This is a genomic window from Corynebacterium sp. AOP12-C2-36 (genome assembly GCF_052379185.1).
Taxonomy (GTDB): domain Bacteria; phylum Actinomycetota; class Actinomycetes; order Mycobacteriales; family Mycobacteriaceae; genus Corynebacterium.
Genome location: NZ_JBQSYJ010000008.1, coordinates 15,897 through 32,209, shown reverse-complemented (window position 1 = coordinate 32,209; position 16,313 = coordinate 15,897). Strand labels below are relative to the sequence as shown.

Sequence of the window (16,313 nt, the reverse complement as noted above, 5' to 3'; positions counted from 1 at the left end):
GAGTCTACCGGGCGTTCTTCTTCATCTGCGCCATCAGCTCGGCGACGGTGACGCCCTGGTCGGACTCGTCGGCACGACGACGGCCGTGGACCTCGGCCTCCTCGGCACGACGGCGGCGCCCCTGTGACTGGCCCTGGGACGGGGCAGCGGCCGGCTCTTCCGCCACCGGCGTCGCCTCGGCGGGCTGCTCCGGCTGTGCGGGCTGTGCCGGCTCGGCGGCGGGCTCAGCGGCGGGCTCGGCGGACGGGGCCGGCGTGTCCTGCTGCTCCGACCAGCGGGGGCGGGATTCGGCTGCCGGGGTCGCCTCAGAAGACTTCTGCCCCTGCTCCGCCTCGGACTCCGACGTGCCACCGGTGGGCTCCATCGAGCGGGTGTCGACGACCATCGGGATCTGGGTGGTGTCCTCGCTGTCCGCACCCGACCAGCGCACGGCGGCGAAGGTGCCCGTGGAGAAACCGCCGCGGCGTCCACCGGAGCGGTTCTGCCCGCCCTGCGGGGCACTCTTCTGGGCGCCCTTCTCGGCATTCTTCTGGGCGGGAGCCCCAGCCTGGGCCGACTGGGCCGGTGCAGCCGACTCGGCGCGCTCGTGCGCCCCGGGGTGACCGCCCGTCTCCCCGGCACGCGAGACGTTGCGCTCCAGTTCGATGATGCGCTCGGCACGGGCCTTCAGCGACACCTGCTCGCCGTCCCACGCCCCACCGGACAGGTCGGAGAGCTGTTCACGCATCGCCTCGAGCTCCTTGCGGATGGCGTCGAGGGTCTTGTCGTGCTCGCTGCCGAGACGGTTGCGGTAGTCGTTCTCCAACTGCACCTCGCGGCGCTGCGACTCCGAGCGTTCGCGGTCCAGCTCCGCCTTGTGGCGGCGCTCCTGCTCCTGACGCCGGCTGCGCTCCTCACCGATTATGCCGGAGTAGCGCGACACGAGGATCGCGCCGAAGAACGCCGCCCACAGGGAGGTGATCACGGCGATGTTCAGCCATCTCTCCGAGTCGACGAAGAACATGATGATCGTCGCCGCGAGGGCGAGGACGAACACCAGGTACATCAGCAGCTTCAGACCATTTCCCGGCGTGGAGGAACCGCTCCGGCTCGACGGATCGGGTAGCCGGTGCGAATCGTCGGGCGAATACGCGGAACTCATGGCGTCAAGAATACATCGCCGCGCCCGTCCTCACCGTCGGCATCGCCGGGAGGGACCAGACAACTTCGTTCCAGCAGCACACCGGCCACCGTCATCGCCACCGCCGCCAGCAACGACACCACCACCCCCGGGGCGTCCTGCTGCGCGGCGAGCAGCTGGCCGTGACGCAGCAGCACGTACACCGCCATCCCACCGTAGAAACCGACCGCCAGGGCACCGATCCAGCCTGCGGCAGTGCCGAACAGCGCGCAGCGGGAGATGAACACCGGCGACATCTGCGACCGGTCCTGCCCGACCTCACCGTCGGCGATGCGGCGGCGCACCATCACGGCCAGCACACCGGCGACGGCGGCGAAGACCCACAACGCCAGCGAACCGCTGATCCGGATCGGCGGGTAGCTGCCGTAGAACACCCACACCGCGGCGAAGGACACGACCCCGGCGGCGACCGCCGAGGTGGCGAGCAGCCCCACACTGGTCTGGTTCATGGGGCCCATCGTACGTCGGGCAACGCCCGGATTCCGGCGAGCGCGTCAGCGTCCCCACCGTCGAGGTCGGCGAGCAGCTGACGCACGGGCCGTCCGTCGAGCACGGCCTGCGGGTCGGCGTCCAGCCACGGCGCCAGGACGAAGGCGCGCTGGTGCGCCCACGGGTGCGGCAGCACGAGCTCCTCGTCCCATTGCCCCTCACTGCGCACACCGGCGTAGTCGATGATGTCGATGTCGAGGGTCCGCGGCCCCCAGTGCCGTGAGCGCACGCGGCGCGCGGCCTGCTCCAGATCCTGGCAGTGGTGCAGCAGTGTCAGCGGGGACAGGGTGGTCTCCACGACGAGCACGCAGTTGCGGAACTCCTCCTGGTCGGTCACCCCCCACGGCGCGGTGGCGTACATCGCGCTGGCGGCCAGCGGCCTGACCCCGTCGACACCGTCTGTCCCCGCCAGGGCGTGCGCGGCACGGCGGATCTGGTCCTCCGGGGCGGACAGCGTGCCGGGCAGGTTCGAGCCGAAGGCGAGGACGGCCGGCACCGCAGGCTCCACAGGCACGGCTCCATCGGCGCTCATGTGCGCGTCCCGGGGCTCTTGCGCGACCGGCGCGCCACGACCCGCACGTCGGAGAACGGGTGGTGGATCGGCGCGTCCGGCTTGTGGACGGTCACCTCCACGGCGACCACGCCGGCCACCTCGTTGATGCGGTCGGCGATGGTCGCCGAGACCGTCTCGATGAGGTCCATGCTCGGCCCCGAGACGATGTCCACGGCGATGTCGGCGAGGTCGACGTAGGAGATGGTGCGGGTGATGTCGTCGTCGGCGACGGCGTCGGTGAAGTCCGTCCAGACCACCAGGTCGACGATGAACTTCTGGCCCTGCTCCTTCTCGAAGTCGTAGACCCCGTGGTAGCCGTAGACCTCCAGGCCGGCCAGTTCGATGCGGTCAGCCACGACGGGCCCTCCATCCTCCAGGTAGTGCGGGTCCGTGGCCGGTGGCCACGGCGTGTGCGACGTCGACGGCCGCGCGGTTGGGTGCCACGTCGTGGACGCGCACGGCCCAGGCGCCGGACGCCGCGGCCAGGGCGCTGACCGCGGCGGTGGCGTCGTCGGCGGACTCCGGGGTCCCCGGCGCACCGTCGTCGCCGGGACGCAGGGCGGTGAGGAACCTCTTGCGGCTCGCGCCGATGAGCACCCGGTGGCCCAACTCCAGGTAGGAACGCATGCCCGAGAGCAGCGCCCAGTTGTCGTCGGCGTCCTTGGCGAACCCCAGGCCGGGGTCGACGATGATGCGGTCGTGGTCGATTCCCTCGTCCTGCGCCTTCTCGGAGAGTTCCGCCAGCACCCGGCAGACGTCGGCGACGACGTCCCCACCGTGGTCGGCGCGTCCTTCCGCGGACTCGAAACGCTGCGCGCGCCAGTGCATCAGGCAGTAGTCGGCCCCGAAGTCACCGACGGTGGCGTGCATCTCGGCGTCGGCGAGCCCGCCGGACACGTCGTTGACCATCTCCGCACCGGCCTCCATCGCGGCGGCCGCCGTACTGGAGCGCATGGTGTCCACGCTGGTCATGATGCCTTCGGCGTGGAGTTCACGGATCACCGGCACCACCCGGGACGCCTCGACGTCCGCCGGCACACGGGTGGCACCGGGGCGGGTGGACTCCCCGCCGACGTCGATGATGTGCGCGCCCGCGGCGACCATCTCCCGGGCGTGCGCCAGGGCGCGGTCGGTCGTCGACCACATGCCGCCGTCGGAGAAGGAGTCGTCGGTGACGTTGAGGATCCCCATCACCGCGGTCGGGAATGCTGGCGTTCCGCTCATGGTGCCTGCCGTGCTCAGTGCCCGCGGATGAGGCTGAGGGCCTCGGCACGGGAGCGGGCGTCCTCACGGAAACCACCGCGCACCGCGGAGGTCACCGTGGTCGCACCGGGCTTGCGGATACCGCGCATCGCCATGCACAGGTGCTCGGCCTCGATGACCACGATCACCGCGTGCGCCTCCAGCTTCTCCGACACGGCGTCGGCGATCTGGCTGGTCAGACGCTCCTGCACCTGGGGGCGCTTGGCGAAGCCGTCGGCCAGGCGCGCCAGCTTGGACAGCCCGGTGACGGTACCGGAGTCGCCGGGGATGTAGCCGATGTGGGCGTGCCCGTAGAACGGCACGAGGTGGTGCTCGCAGGTGGAGTACACCGGGATGTCCTTGACCAGGACGAGCTCGCGGTGGTCCTCGTTGAAGGTCTTGGCGAGCACCTCCCGCGGATCGTCGTACAGCCCACCGAAGGACTCGCGGTAGGCACGCGCCACCCTCGCCGGGGTCTCCTGAAGCCCCTCGCGGTCGGGGTCCTCACCCACGGCGAGCAGCAGTTCACGCACGGCCGCCTCGGCACGGGCCTGGTCGAAGGGACGTCCGGTACTCAGCGAGACCGGTGCGTTCGCTGCGCCGTTCGCTGCGCCGTTCTCCGGGTCGTGTTCAGTGTCAGTCACGGTGTCGGTTCAGTCTTTCTCGTCAGTGTCGTCGCGGCGGTGATGGCGACCGCCGTCATCCTGGGTCCCGCCATTCTGGGCCCTCAGGTTACGCGTCGGCGCATCGTCACTCGTCCACGGGTTGTCCGGTCGCTCGCTCTCCGGCAACTGGAAACCACGGAGCTCCTGCTCCGCCGGGCCGGACGGCCCCGCACCGTAGCTGCTCTCGCCGGGGTGACGTCCGCCCGCGTCCGGGGCCGCCTCGGGGTCGACGCGGTCCTGACCACCCCACAGGTGGTCCGGGTGCGAGGCACCGCTCCAGCGGCCCGGAGCCGACTGCGACGACTGTGCCGGTGCGGCGGGGCCGTCCTGCTCGCTCCCGTCGCGCTGCTCCTCGAGTTCGCCGGCCTGCTGACGACGCCGACGCTCGATGCGCGCCTTACGCGCCTCGGAGAAGAAGTCGTTGCGGGCGGGCAGCTCCTCGCCACGCTCGCGGGCCAGCTCGGTGGGGGTCTTCACCGGCTCGCGGAAGTCCTTCGGGTGGCCGGCGTCCTGGTTCGGGAAGACGTCGCTGACCTCCACCGGCTCCATGTCGTCGAAGATGGCCTCCAGGTCGGGACGACGCAAGGTCTCCTTCTCCAGCAGCTTCTCCGCCAGGCGGTCGAGGTAGTCGCGGTTGTCGCGCAGGATGCCGTAGGCCACCCCGTGCGCCTTCTCGATGAGCATGCGCACCTGGTCGTCGATGGTGGCGGCCACCGCCGGGGAGTACTCCAGCGAACCCTGACCGCCACGGCCCACGAACGGGTCGCCCTGCTCCTCGCCGTACTTCACGGCCCCGAGCTCCGGGCTCATGCCGTACTCGGTGACCATCGAACGGGCGATCTTCGTGGCCTGCTCGATGTCGGACGAGGCGCCGGTCGTCGGCGAGCCGAAGACCAGCTCCTCCGCCGAGCGCCCGCCCATGGCGAACACCAGCCGGGCGAAGAGCTCCGAACGGTTGTACATGCCCTTGTCGTCCTCCGGCACGGCCATGGCGTGACCGCCGGTACGCCCGCGCGCGAGGATCGTGACCTTGTACACCCGCTCGATGTCCTTGATGCCCCAGGCCGCCAGCGTGTGGCCGCCCTCGTGGTAGGCGGTGACCTTCTTCTCGTGCTCCGAGATGATCTTCGTGCTGCGGCGCGGACCGCCGATCACCCGGTCGGTCGCCTCCTCCAACGCGTCGCCGGTGATCACGTTGCCGTCCACCCGGGCGGTCAGCAGCGCCGCCTCGTTGAGCACGTTGGCCAGGTCCGCGCCGGACATGCCGACCGTGCGCTTGGCCAGCGACCTCAGGTCCACGTCCGGTGCCAGGGGCTTGCCCTCGGAGTGCACGCGCAGGATCTGCTCGCGCCCGGCGATGTCCGGGTTGCTCACCGGGATCTGACGGTCGAAGCGGCCCGGACGCAGCAGCGCCGGGTCCAGGATGTCCGGACGGTTCGTCGCGGCCATCAGGATCACGTTCTCCCGGTCGCTGAAGCCGTCCATCTCCACCAGCAGCTGGTTGAGGGTCTGCTCACGCTCGTCGTGGCCACCACCCATGCCGGCACCACGCTGGCGGCCGACCGCGTCGATCTCGTCGACGAAGATGATGCAGGGGCTGTTCTCCTTGGCGGTCTTGAACAGGTCGCGCACACGCGAGGCACCCACGCCGACGAACATCTCCACGAAGTCCGAGCCGGAGATCGTGTAGAACGGCACACCGGCCTCACCGGCGACCGCCCGGGCCAGCAACGTCTTACCCGTGCCGGGAGGACCGTAGAGCAGCACACCACGCGGGATCTTCGCGCCCAGGTGCTCGTAGCGCTCCGGGTTCTGCAGGAAGTCACGGATCTCGTCGAGCTCCTCGACCGCCTCGTCCGCACCGGCGACGTTGTCGAAGGTGGTGTCCGGGTTGTCGACGTTGAGTTCCTTGGCCTTCGACTTGCCGATGTTGAAGGCACCGCCGGGACCACCCTGCATCCGGGTGAGGAAGAACAGCAGCAGACCACCGATCAGCAGGATCGGCAGCAGCATCACCAGCATCGAGCCCAGCAGACTGTCCTGGGTGACGTTGGTGGAGTAGCTGTCGGCGTCCGACGCCTCGACGCGGTCGAAGACCGTGTCCGCCGCACGCGCAGGGTACTGCGCGGTGACCTGGTCGATGCCGTCCTTGCCGTCCACGCTGATCTCGTTGCGCAGCGTCATCTGCAACTGCTGCTCACGGTCGTTGATCTGCACCTCGGCGACGTTGTTGTCGTCGAACTGCTTCATTGCCACGGACGTGTCGACGTCGTCGTAACCACGCGTGGAGTCGGTGAGCACACCGAAGGCGTAGATGACGACGAGAACCGCGGCGACGATGGCGGCGATCCTCAGAACCCTCTTCTTGTTCATAGTCCCACTAGCGTATCGCAGGACGCGGCGTGCCGTTCCTAGCTGTACACCTAGCTGTACACGCTGGGCCGCAACGTGCCGACCCACGGCAGGTCACGGTAACGCTCGGCGTAGTCCAGCCCGTAGCCGACCACGAAGTCGCTGGGGATGTCGAAGCCGATGTCGGTGGTCTCCACGTGGCGCTGCACCGCCTCCGGCTTACGCAGCAGGGTCACCACCTCCAGGCTCTTCGGCCCGCGACCCTTGAGGTGGTCGACGAGCCAGTGCAGGGTGATTCCGGACTCGATGATGTCCTCGAGGATGATCACGTTGCGCCCCTCGATGTCACGGGTGAGCTCCATGCGGATCTCCACCGTGCCCGAGGACTCCGCCGACTGTCCGTAGGTCGACAGCGCCATGAACTCCATCTGCGTGGGGATGTCCATCGCCCGGGCGAAGTCGGCGATGAAGTAGGTCGCCCCCTTGAGCACGCACAGCAGGATCGTGTCCTCGTCCTCACCGCGGTAGCGGTCGCTGGCGGCCTTGGCCATCTCGGCGATCCGGGCGTGCAGCGTGGTCTCGTCGACGAGCACCCCCTCGACGTCGTCGTGGTAGCAGTTGTCCGGCACGTCGGCGTTCTTGGCGATCATCACGGGGTCCTGTCCTCTTGCTCTAGTACTAGCTTGCTGCCGGTGTCCGTCCGGCGGCGACGCACCACCAGACGACGGGTGTCCCCCATTGTAGAGGTCGGGTGCGGTACCGCCACGCCCCCCTGCCCGTGCCAGTCGGCGACCAGCGCGTCCAGCGCGTCCAGGTGCCGCGACGTCAGCGGACCTGCAGCCCCGCCGAGCCACCGCCGCAGGACGCGCCGGCGTAGCGGCGCGGCGCGCCCCGCCACCGCGTCCACCGGCAGCGCCGAGTCCCCGGCGTCCCCCGGTACGTCCTGCAGCACCTCGGCGGCCAGGGCGTCGAGCAGGTCGGCATCCTGCCGCAGCATCCGCGCCGAGCGGGCCAGCGCCTCGCCCACCCGGTCACCGAGGATCTCGCGCGCCAACGGCAGCAGCTCGTTGCGCACCCGCGAACGCAGGATCTCCGGACTCTCGTTGTGCGGGTCGTGCCACACCGGCAGGCCCAGCTCGGCACAGCTGCCGAGGGTGTCGGCACGCGAGACCCCGAGCAACGGACGTCCCAGCCACGCCGCACCGGCGTCCACCACCGGGTGCTCCTCGGCGACCTCGCGCAGCCCGGCGAGGCTACCGGTGCCCGACCCGCGGGCCAGCGACAGCAGCAGACCCTCGGCGTCGTCGTCGGCGGTGTGCGCGACGAACACGGGACGCCCGTCCGCGTACTCGCCCAGCGCCCGGTAACGGGCCACCCGCGCGCCGGCCTCGCCGGTACCGGTGACCTGCACCCGCACCGTGGTCGCCCTCGCCCCCACCCCGGCGCAGGCCCGGGCGGCGTCCTCGGCGACCTGCGCCGAGGCGTCCTGCAGGCCGTGGTCCACGGTGACGGTGGTGACCTGCAGACCGGCGTGGACGCAGGCGGCGGCGAGCGCCACCGAGTCGCCGCCGCCGGAGACGCCGCAGACGACCTCGGCGCCGGTGCGTCCGCCGAGACGTCCGGCGTACTCGTCGAGGAACCGGCGCAGACTGCGCCGCACGGCGAGGGTGTGGGGTGTGTCGATCACGGCTGCAGCCCGGGGTGGACCGTCACGCCGCCGCGCGCAGCGACGCCGCCAACCGGTCCAGGGCGGCGCGTCCTGCGTCCATGTCCGAACCGTTGGACAGGAAGGCGAAGCTCAGCGCCCGGCCGGACTCGGTGGTCACGGTGCCGGCCAGCGTGTTCACCCCGTCCAACGTGCCCGTCTTCGCACGCACCCAGCCGGCCGCCTGCGAGGCACCGGAGTCCGTACCGTAGCGGTCGACCAGCGTGCCGTCGCCCGCGGCGACCGGCAGGGCGTCCAGCAGGACGCGCAGGTCGTCGTCCGTGCCGGCGGCGGTGATCAGACCGTCGAGGATGCGGGCGTTGAGACGGTTCGCCTCACTCATCCCGGAGTTGTCGCGCAGCACCGCGTCGTCCACGTCGAGGCCCTCCTCGGTCAGCGCGGCGAGCGTGGCCTTGGCCGCGCCCTCGAACGTGGGTTCCTCGCCACCGGCGACGGCGACCTCGCGGGCGACGGCCTCGGCCAGCAGGTTGTCGCTGTGCAGCAGCATGTCGCGCACCCGCGTGGTCAGCGGGGCGGAGTTGACCGTGCCCAGTGGCGCGTCTGCTGCATCTGCCGTGTCTGCCGTGTCTGCTGCGTTCCCCCCGACGGCGACCTCGCTGTCGGAGGTGGTGACCGTGGCGCCGTCGGCCCCGAGCGCGGAGGCCAGTGCGTCGCCCACGTCCGCCCCCGGGGTGGTGGAGCGCGGCGAGTAGGAGTCGGTCGGGTCCAGGCGCCCGGCGTCGATCATCACCGCCGACAGCGGGGCGACGTTGCCCATGCCGATGTCGTCGCGCGACCAGGTCTGGTTGAACAGCGACCCGGCGCGCACGGAATTGTCCACGACCACTTCGGTGACCTGGTCCTCCCCGAGTGCCTCGCTGACCTGTGCGGCGAGGTCGTCGATGTTGGCGGGGTCGGTGAAGAAGCCGGAACCCTCGGAGCGCTCCAGGGTGATGTCGCCGTCACCCTTGAGCACGATCTGCCCGGGCTTCGTGCCGCGGTAGACGCGGGTCGCGACGCGGTCGTCGTCGCCCAGGGTCAGCAACGCGGCCGTGGCGGTGGCCAGCTTCGTGGCGGACGCCGGGACGAGCATGTTGTCCGGGTTCTGCGACCAGAGCTCCTCGCCGGTGGCGATGTCCGTGACGTGGCCGGACAGGGTCCCCAACGCCGGGTCGGACGCCGAGGCGGCGAGTTCGTCGCTGACGTCCGGTGCCGCGCCCTCGGTCTCTGCCGCGGCGAGGACCGGCGTGGGCTCCGGGAGATCCGGGGCGTCCGCCACGGTGTAGGCGTTGCGCTGGTGGATGACCAGGGCGGCAGCCACCACGACGGCCACGACGATGACGAAGGCGAGGATGCCGTAGAGCCAACGGCGCGAGGCGGACTTGCTCATCGGGGCATCGGTGCCTTCCTGCGTGGGCGGGTCGGGTCGGGGCGGATCGGGACAGTACTGAATCCCCACCAGAGTATCGGACGGCTCCGGGGTCTCCCAGGCTGGCACGCGCCCGGCGGCGCCAGAGTCGCGGCAGAGTGGCGACAGAGTGGCGGTTTCCTCGCCGAAACACTGCGGCGAAGGTGTGCCGGACCGTAGTGTCTGCCCCATGACCACCGAACTGATCACCGCCTCCCGCACCGTCCAGGCCTCCCCCGACGCCGTCTGGGCCGCGGTCACCGACCTCGACGCCATCGGTGAGCGCAGCCCCCAGTGCCGCAAGATGTTCATCCTCGGCGGCACGCCCGGGGTAGGCACCACCACGTTGAACCTGAACCGCCGGGGCGTGCTGTTCTGGCCGACGTGGTCGAAGATCACCCGGTGGAGCCCCACCGAGACCCTGGAGTGGCGGATCCCGATCAACGGTTCGCACTGGCGTTTCGAACTCACCGACAACGGTGACGGCACCACCGAACTGACCGAGTCGCGCATCGTCGACGGTGACACGTCCCTGCTCTCGCGGGTTCTCGTCGCCACGGCACTCGGCGGCAACGACACCTTCGAGGGGGAGCTGCGGGAGGGGATCGAACAGACCCTGGCGGCAATCGCGTCGAGCGCGGAGCGGGCAGGGTAAACTGACCTCCCATGAGCATCGAAGTCACCATCGAAATCCCCAAGGGTTCCCGCAACAAGTACGAGGTCGACCACAAGACCGGCAAGGTCTACCTGGACCGCTACCTCTTCACCCCGATGGCCTACCCGGCCGACTACGGCTTCATCGACGAGACCCTCGGTGAGGACGGCGACCCGTTGGACGCCCTGGTGATCCTGCCGGAGTCCGTCTTCCCGGGCGTCATCGTCGAGGCCCGCCCGGTCGGCGTGTTCAAGATGACCGACGAGGCCGGCGGTGACGACAAGCTGCTCTGCGTCGTCGACGACGTGCGCTTCGAGAAGTTCCAGGACATCGACGACGTCGCGCAGGACGTCAAGGACGAGATCGAGCACTTCTTCGTCCACTACAAGGACCTGGAGCCCGGCAAGGAGGTCAACGGGTCCGGCTGGGGCGACAAGGCCGAGGCCGAGCGCATCCTCGCCGAGGCCGTGGAGCGCCACAAGTAGGACGCCCCGGACGCACCGGGTACCCCGGGCGTGCTGTACGCCCCGGGCGTCCCCTCCTCCCCCACCGCCGTGACCTCACGGCGGCGGGGGTTTCGTTATTCCGTGGACTCCTGCTCGCGCCACAGCGTGCGGGTCGTCCAGTCGTTGTCACCGGCGCGGGTGGCGCGCTGGAGATCGCCGTCGGCCAGCCACACGGTGTCCCGGCCGTCCGCCTGCACCTGTACCTGCCAGGTGCACGGCGCACTGAACTCGACCTCCATCGTGAGCGGGTCCAGCAGGTACAGCCTGCGGTCCGTCGTCACCTCACCCGCCTGCGAGGTCGCCACGTGCAGGGACTGCACGGCGAGCCAGGGCCCTGCGGTGGCGAACTCCATGTTCTCGGAGCAGATATCGTCCGGCAGGTGACCTTCGCCGGTGACCTGCAGGTTCGGATCCAAGTACTGCAGGGCGTTGTTCTTCCAGGTCATCACCACATCATCGGTGGCGAGCACGCCTGGGCACCCGGATGGTCCGCTGATCTCATGCTGCCTCATCCAGGTAATGTCCCCCTGCGCGCTGACCCGCCCGAGTTCCAGAACGCCGGTGCGCACGGGGCCTGTGTAGGCGGAGATGGGCGTTTCCGGCTGCCGGGCTTGTGTCTGCCCGTACCGTCCGACGACCCAACCGCCCCAGGCCTCTGGTGCGACAACGACCTCGTGAGGACGCTTCCCGCCCTCCGGATCCTCCTGCAGCGCCGGAGGATCTGCGATCTCGTCCACCTGGACCTCGGAGCCGGGGCCGTCGCCGGTGACCAGCAGTCGGCGACCGCCGGTGAGGGAGATCTGGCAGCCGCCGTTGTGCGCTGTCAGGACGCCCGGAAGGTGGATCTGAATGTCACCGATTTTCACCGGCAAGGGCACGCTGTCGGAGGCCCCGCTGGCAACGTCCGTACGCCAAAGCACGGGTAGCTCATCATCGAGACGCCAGAGACTGAGGGCGCTTTCCCGTCCGTCCTCGCCCGTTGCGGTGCTGACGGCGAATCCGTGTTCCCAGCCGGATTCACTCTCCCGCGGCTGCGGTGCGGTGGCATCGTCGAGATCCAGGATCACATGGGCGCGCCACACCCTGCGGTACGCGTGTCCGGAGCCCGAGGCTGGGAACGGTGGCCGAAGATTGGAGACATCTACTTCTTCTCCGTCACCACAGAGCCTGATGCGCCGGACGGCCCCGCGGGTCGGCGGGAAGCGGCCGGTACCGAAGATATCCGGTTCATACCGCAGGCTCCCGGTGACCCGGATGTGGCCGGCGACCGGACGCGGCGCGGACCATTCTGCCGTCCATCCGTCACCCCGGAGGAACGTCGGCCAGCGCGGCCCTGCGCCCCGGTCGACACCACCCGGCCGCGACCCATCCTCGTCCGCCCAGGCGTCCAGCGTGACGACGTCCTCGCTAACCTCGCTAGACTCGCTGACCTCGCTAAAGTGCAGCGGCAGCTCAATCGTGTCGCCGAGGTCCGGGACAGGAAACCAGTCGTCCTCGATCATCCAGGTCGCGATCTCCACCGGCAGTGTCCGGTGACCGGCGGGCGCGGGCTCCGGCGGTGGTACTGCGATACGTTGCATCTCCACGCGGAGCTCCGCGGCCGCTGTTGCCTCGTCGTCTGCCATGGCATCGACACTACCGGGATGCCAGCCACCCGCCTCTGCGTACACTGGGGCACCATGAGTGATTTCGAGACAGTGACACCGACCGACGTCCCGGCAGGGGCACAGCTCATCGACATCCGTGAGCCGGACGAGTTCAACCAGTGGCACGCCGAGGGCGCGACGAACCTGCCGCTCTCCGAGCTCCAGGCCCGCTACGGTGAGTTCGACCTGGACCGCGACATCTACCTGATCTGCCTGTCCGGCGGGCGTTCGGCGAAGGCCGCTCAGTGGCTGGAGATGAACGGCATCGACACCATCAACGTCGGCTCCGGCACCATCGGCTGGCGCGACGCGGGACTGCCGATCATCGGCACCGAGGGTTAGCAGAGGGTTAGGCCGGGGCCGGCACCACACCGGTCAACCCGGCGGGAACATCCCCGCCGCGATAGCGGGGGACCCCCATAGTTCGTACATCCCATTCGACACCCGTTAGGGTGGGGACATGCCGGATACCGCGAACCTCCCCAGCGAGCTCCTGAAGTCGCCGTCCTTCCAGCTCGAACGGCTGCGCCGCCGTACCCGCACGTTCGTGGAGACCGCACTGATGTCCGAGGGGTTCAACCTCCGGGAGTACTGGGTGCTGACCTACCTGGTCGACGGGGACGCCGCCAGCCAGGCGGAGCTGGGCGAGATCATCGGGGTGGACCGTTCCGACATGGTGCGGCTGGTGGACTCGCTGGAGAAGCGCAAGCTGGCCAAGCGGGACAAGGACCCCAACGACCGTCGCCGGCAGATCATCTCGGTGACGAAGAAGGGCCGCAAGGCCCAGCTCGTCCTCTCCCCCATCGTGCAGACCGCCGAGGACGACGCCCTGGACGAGTCGACCTCCAAGCAGCTCAAGCACCTGAAGAAGCTCGCGAAGTCGATCATCGCCGCCGAGGAGGACGGGGAGGAACTCGACGGCGTGGACATCGACGAGGACGGCGAGGTCGGCGGGCTGAACGCGGACGCGAAAATCCCGGCAGCCGAGGGGGCTACCGGGAGTTCGAAGAGCGCCAAGGACGCCAAGGGCGTGAAGGACGCAGCGTCCGCCTGACGCCACCGGCGGGCGTCGCCGCCGCGGCGACGGTGCGTCAGTCGCCGATCTGGTCGCGTCCGCGCTTCACGATCCGGGGGTCCGGCTCACCGACCACATCGTAGTCCTTGCCGGTGTAGTTGAACTTGCTCAGCACGTAGCGCATGGCGTTGAGCCGTGCACGCTTCTTGTCGTTGGACTTGATCGTGATCCAGGGCGACTCGTTGGTGTCGGTGTAGCGGAACTGCTCCTCCTTCGCCCGGGTGTAGTCGTCCCACTTGTCCAGGGACGCCAGGTCCATCGGTGAGAGCTTCCACTGCCGCACAGGGTCCACCTGGCGGATGGCGAAACGGGTCCGCTGCTCCTTCTGCGTCACCGAGAACCACAGTTTCGTGATGCTGATCCCGGAGCCCATGAGCATGTTCTCCAGCATCGGCACCTCCCGCAGGAACTCGGCGTGCTGGTCGTCGGTGCAGAACCCCATCACGCGCTCCACTCCGGAACGGTTGTACCAGGAGCGGTCGAAGAAGACCGTCTCGCCGGCGCAGGGGAAGTTCTGGATGTAGCGCTGGAAGTACCAGGACGTGGACTCACGCGGGCTGGGCTTCTCCAGCGCGACGGTGCGCGCACCACGGGGGTTGAGGTGCTCGTTGAAGCGCTTGATCGTGCCGCCCTTGCCGGCGGCGTCGCGTCCCTCGAAGAGGATGATGTGCTTCTGACCGGTGTCCTTGGTCCAGTTCTGCCACTTCAACAGCTCGATCTGGAGGGAGCGCTTGGTCGTCTCGTACTCCTCGCGGCCGATGCGCTCACTGTAGGGGTAGTTCTCCCGCCACGTGTCCACGCGGTGGCCGTCCGGCGTGATCAGGACCGGATCGTCCTCGTCCGAGTCGTCCACGATGTAGCCCTCGGTGGACGCCAGGTCGACGATGTGGAAGTCCTGCTCGGCCGCTGCACCCTGATCGCCACTGTCGTTGGTCATGTCCCCCATCGTAGTGCGTCACAGACGTCCCCACACGACGCCGCCACCAGATCACCCCCGGTCAGAGGAGGTCGGGGGTGATGATGTGGCGCATTGCCCCGGACACACGGAAACCCCGCCCCCGGGGCCGCAGAAGAGTCGCGGTCCGGGGGGCGGGGTTCGCCCATGTCAGCTCACACGGGGAGCAGCGGGTGGATCAGAATCCGCCCATGCCACCCATACCGGCCATCTCGTCGGCACCGGCGCCGGCAGCCTCAGGCTCCGGCTTGTCGGCGACGACAGCCTCGGTGGTGAGGAAGAGGCTGGCGATGGAGGCGGCGTTCTGCAGTGCGGAACGGGTCACCTTCACCGGGTCGGAGATGCCCGCGGTGAGCAGGTCGACGTACTCGCCGGTCGCGGCGTTCAGGCCGTGGCCCGCCTCGAGACCGGAGACCTTGTCGACGACCACGCCGGGCTCGAGGCCGGCGTTGAAGGCGATCTGCTTCAGCGGTGCGGACAGGGCGGCCTGGACGATCTGCACGCCCGTGGCCTCGTCACCCTCGAGTCCGAGGTTACCGTCCAGCACGTGGGCGGCCTGCAGCAGCGAGGCGCCGCCGCCGGCGACGATGCCCTCGTCGGCGGCAGCCTTGGCGTTGCGCACGGCGTCTTCGATGCGGTGCTTGCGCTCCTTGAGCTCGACCTCGGTGGCGGCACCGACCTGGAGGACCGCGACGCCGCCGGCCAGCTTGGCCAGACGCTCCTGCAGCTTCTCCTTGTCGTAGTCGGAGTCGGCGCTGTCGATCTCCTGACGGATCTGACGGACGCGGCCGGCGAGCTGCTCGGAGGAGCCTGCGCCGTCGACGATGGTGGTGTCGTCCTTGGTGACGACGACCTTGCGGGCGGTACCCAGCAGCGGCAGGTCGGCGGTCTCGAGGGAGAGGCCGACCTCCTCGGCGATGACCTGGCCACCGGTGAGGATGGCGATGTCCTGCAGCTGCGCCTTACGGCGGTCGCCGAAGCCCGGGGCCTTGACGGCGACGGACTTGAAGGTGCCGCGGATCTTGTTGAGCACCAGGGTGGACAGGGCCTCGCCCTCGAGGTCCTCGGCGATGATCAGCAGCGGCTTGCCGGACTGCATGATCTTCTCCAGCAGCGGCAGCAGGTCCTTGACGTTGGAGATCTTCGAGGAGACCAGGAGGATGTAGGGGTCCTCCAGGACGGCCTCGCCGCGCTCGACGTCGGTGGCGAAGTATGCCGAGAGGTAGCCCTTGTCGAAGCGCATGCCCTCGGTGGTCTCGAGGGTGACGCCGAAGGCGTTGGACTCCTCGACGGTGATGACGCCGTCCTTGTTCAGCTGGCCGTCGCCCACGGCGTACATCGCCTCGGCGATGAGCTCGCCGATCTTCTCGTCCGCGGCGGAGATGCCGGCGGTCGCGGCGATCTGCTCACGGGTCTCGATCTCCTTGGCGCCGGCGAGCAGTGCCTCGGTGACCTTCTCGACACCGGCCTGGATGCCGCGCTTGATGCCCATGGGGTTGGAGCCGGCCGCGACGTTGCGCAGGCCCTCCTTGACCAGGGACTGCGCCAGCACGGTGGCGGTGGTGGTGCCGTCGCCAGCGACGTCGTCGGTCTTCTTGGCGACCTCCTTGACGAGCTCGGCACCGATCTTCTCGTAGGGATCCTCGAGGTCGATCTCCCGGGCGATGGTGACACCGTCGTTGGTGATCATCGGGGCACCCCACTTGCGCTCGAGCACAACGTTGCGGCCCTTCGGGCCGAGGGTGACCTTCACCGCGTCGGCGAGGGTGTTCAGACCCTTCTCCAGACCGCGGCGAGCTTCCTCGTCGAATGCAATCATCTTTGCCATGTGGCTCTTGATCCTCCGTTGTAGAGATAGGAGCGACACGTTCGGATCAGGTCC

At 69.3% G+C, this 16,313-nt stretch carries 16 protein-coding genes and 1 pseudogene; 4 read left to right on the top strand and 13 right to left on the bottom strand.

Features of this window, described 5'->3' with window-relative positions; all coding sequences use genetic code 11:
* Positions 1–4: 4 nt before the first annotated feature.
* The 10 genes from ACT3UN_RS08415 to dacB all read right to left on the bottom strand — a co-directional run bounded on the left by ACT3UN_RS08415 (position 5) and on the right by dacB (position 9,576).
* On the bottom strand, positions 5–1,141 hold the full coding sequence (locus ACT3UN_RS08415) for a DUF6779 domain-containing protein (protein WP_444656897.1): 1,137 nt from the start codon (positions 1,139–1,141) through the stop codon (positions 5–7).
* Positions 1,138–1,629, bottom strand: coding sequence for a DUF3180 domain-containing protein (locus tag ACT3UN_RS08410; protein WP_441582922.1), 492 nt, complete (start codon positions 1,627–1,629; stop codon positions 1,138–1,140). Before ACT3UN_RS08410 ends, ACT3UN_RS08415 begins: the two co-directional genes overlap by 4 nt.
* A complete protein-coding gene (gene folK, locus ACT3UN_RS08405) occupies positions 1,626–2,201 on the bottom strand; it encodes a 2-amino-4-hydroxy-6-hydroxymethyldihydropteridine diphosphokinase (RefSeq protein ID WP_441582923.1) in 576 nt (191 codons plus the stop codon). The genes ACT3UN_RS08410 and folK overlap by 4 nt, the downstream gene beginning before the upstream one ends.
* Entirely contained in the window at positions 2,198–2,578 is a 381-nt protein-coding gene (gene folB / locus ACT3UN_RS08400) for a dihydroneopterin aldolase (RefSeq protein WP_301443570.1), read from the bottom strand. The genes folK and folB overlap by 4 nt, the downstream gene beginning before the upstream one ends.
* On the bottom strand, positions 2,571–3,446 hold the full coding sequence (gene folP / locus ACT3UN_RS08395; protein WP_301443571.1) for a dihydropteroate synthase: 876 nt from the start codon (positions 3,444–3,446) through the stop codon (positions 2,571–2,573). The genes folB and folP overlap by 8 nt, the downstream gene beginning before the upstream one ends.
* Before the next feature lie 14 nt (positions 3,447–3,460).
* On the bottom strand, positions 3,461–4,042 hold the full coding sequence (gene folE / locus ACT3UN_RS08390; protein WP_301443572.1) for a GTP cyclohydrolase I FolE: 582 nt from the start codon (positions 4,040–4,042) through the stop codon (positions 3,461–3,463).
* 75 nt (positions 4,043–4,117) lie between these two features.
* On the bottom strand, positions 4,118–6,502 hold the full coding sequence (gene ftsH, locus ACT3UN_RS08385) for an ATP-dependent zinc metalloprotease FtsH (protein WP_444656896.1): 2,385 nt from the start codon (positions 6,500–6,502) through the stop codon (positions 4,118–4,120).
* Between the two features lie 50 nt (positions 6,503–6,552).
* Complete coding sequence (gene hpt, locus ACT3UN_RS08380) at positions 6,553–7,131, bottom strand: hypoxanthine phosphoribosyltransferase (protein WP_444656895.1); 579 nt, start codon at positions 7,129–7,131, stop codon at positions 6,553–6,555.
* Positions 7,131–8,168 (bottom strand): tRNA lysidine(34) synthetase TilS, encoded by a 1,038-nt coding sequence (gene tilS, locus ACT3UN_RS08375; protein WP_444656894.1) that lies wholly within the window; start codon positions 8,166–8,168, stop codon positions 7,131–7,133. Before tilS ends, hpt begins: the two co-directional genes overlap by 1 nt.
* Before the next feature lie 22 nt (positions 8,169–8,190).
* Positions 8,191–9,576 carry a D-alanyl-D-alanine carboxypeptidase/D-alanyl-D-alanine endopeptidase gene (dacB, locus tag ACT3UN_RS08370; protein WP_441583085.1) on the bottom strand — a complete coding sequence of 462 codons (1,386 nt, stop codon included), beginning with the start codon at positions 9,574–9,576 and terminating at the stop codon, positions 8,191–8,193.
* Positions 9,577–9,784: 208 nt separating this feature from the next.
* Between dacB and ACT3UN_RS08365 the strand changes: the two genes are divergently transcribed.
* Together ACT3UN_RS08365 and ACT3UN_RS08360 are read left to right on the top strand one after the other, a co-directional pair.
* Entirely contained in the window at positions 9,785–10,249 is a 465-nt protein-coding gene (locus tag ACT3UN_RS08365; RefSeq protein ID WP_301444162.1) for an SRPBCC family protein, read from the top strand.
* Positions 10,250–10,260: 11 nt separating this feature from the next.
* A complete protein-coding gene (locus tag ACT3UN_RS08360) occupies positions 10,261–10,734 on the top strand; it encodes an inorganic diphosphatase (protein WP_301444161.1) in 474 nt (157 codons plus the stop codon).
* Between the two features lie 95 nt (positions 10,735–10,829).
* Here ACT3UN_RS08360 and ACT3UN_RS08355 read toward each other — a convergent pair whose 3' ends face one another.
* Positions 10,830–12,380: a hypothetical protein gene (locus ACT3UN_RS08355; RefSeq protein ID WP_444656893.1), complete on the bottom strand. Its 1,551-nt coding sequence runs from the start codon at positions 12,378–12,380 to the stop codon at positions 10,830–10,832.
* 54 nt (positions 12,381–12,434) lie between these two features.
* Here ACT3UN_RS08355 and ACT3UN_RS08350 point away from each other — a divergent pair, with 54 nt between their 5' ends.
* A complete protein-coding gene (locus ACT3UN_RS08350) occupies positions 12,435–12,743 on the top strand; it encodes a rhodanese-like domain-containing protein (RefSeq protein WP_441579125.1) in 309 nt (102 codons plus the stop codon).
* 118 nt (positions 12,744–12,861) lie between these two features.
* Positions 12,862–13,305 (top strand): annotated as a pseudogene (locus ACT3UN_RS08345) (MarR family winged helix-turn-helix transcriptional regulator); the annotation flags it as partial.
* A gap of 187 nt (positions 13,306–13,492) precedes the next feature.
* On the opposite strand, the gene ppk2 reads toward ACT3UN_RS08345, so the two are convergent.
* Entirely contained in the window at positions 13,493–14,413 is a 921-nt protein-coding gene (gene ppk2 / locus ACT3UN_RS08340; RefSeq protein ID WP_301444006.1) for a polyphosphate kinase 2, read from the bottom strand.
* Positions 14,414–14,609: 196 nt separating this feature from the next.
* On the bottom strand, positions 14,610–16,259 hold the full coding sequence (groL, locus tag ACT3UN_RS08335; RefSeq protein WP_301444005.1) for a chaperonin GroEL: 1,650 nt from the start codon (positions 16,257–16,259) through the stop codon (positions 14,610–14,612).
* Positions 16,260–16,313: the final 54 nt, after the last annotated feature.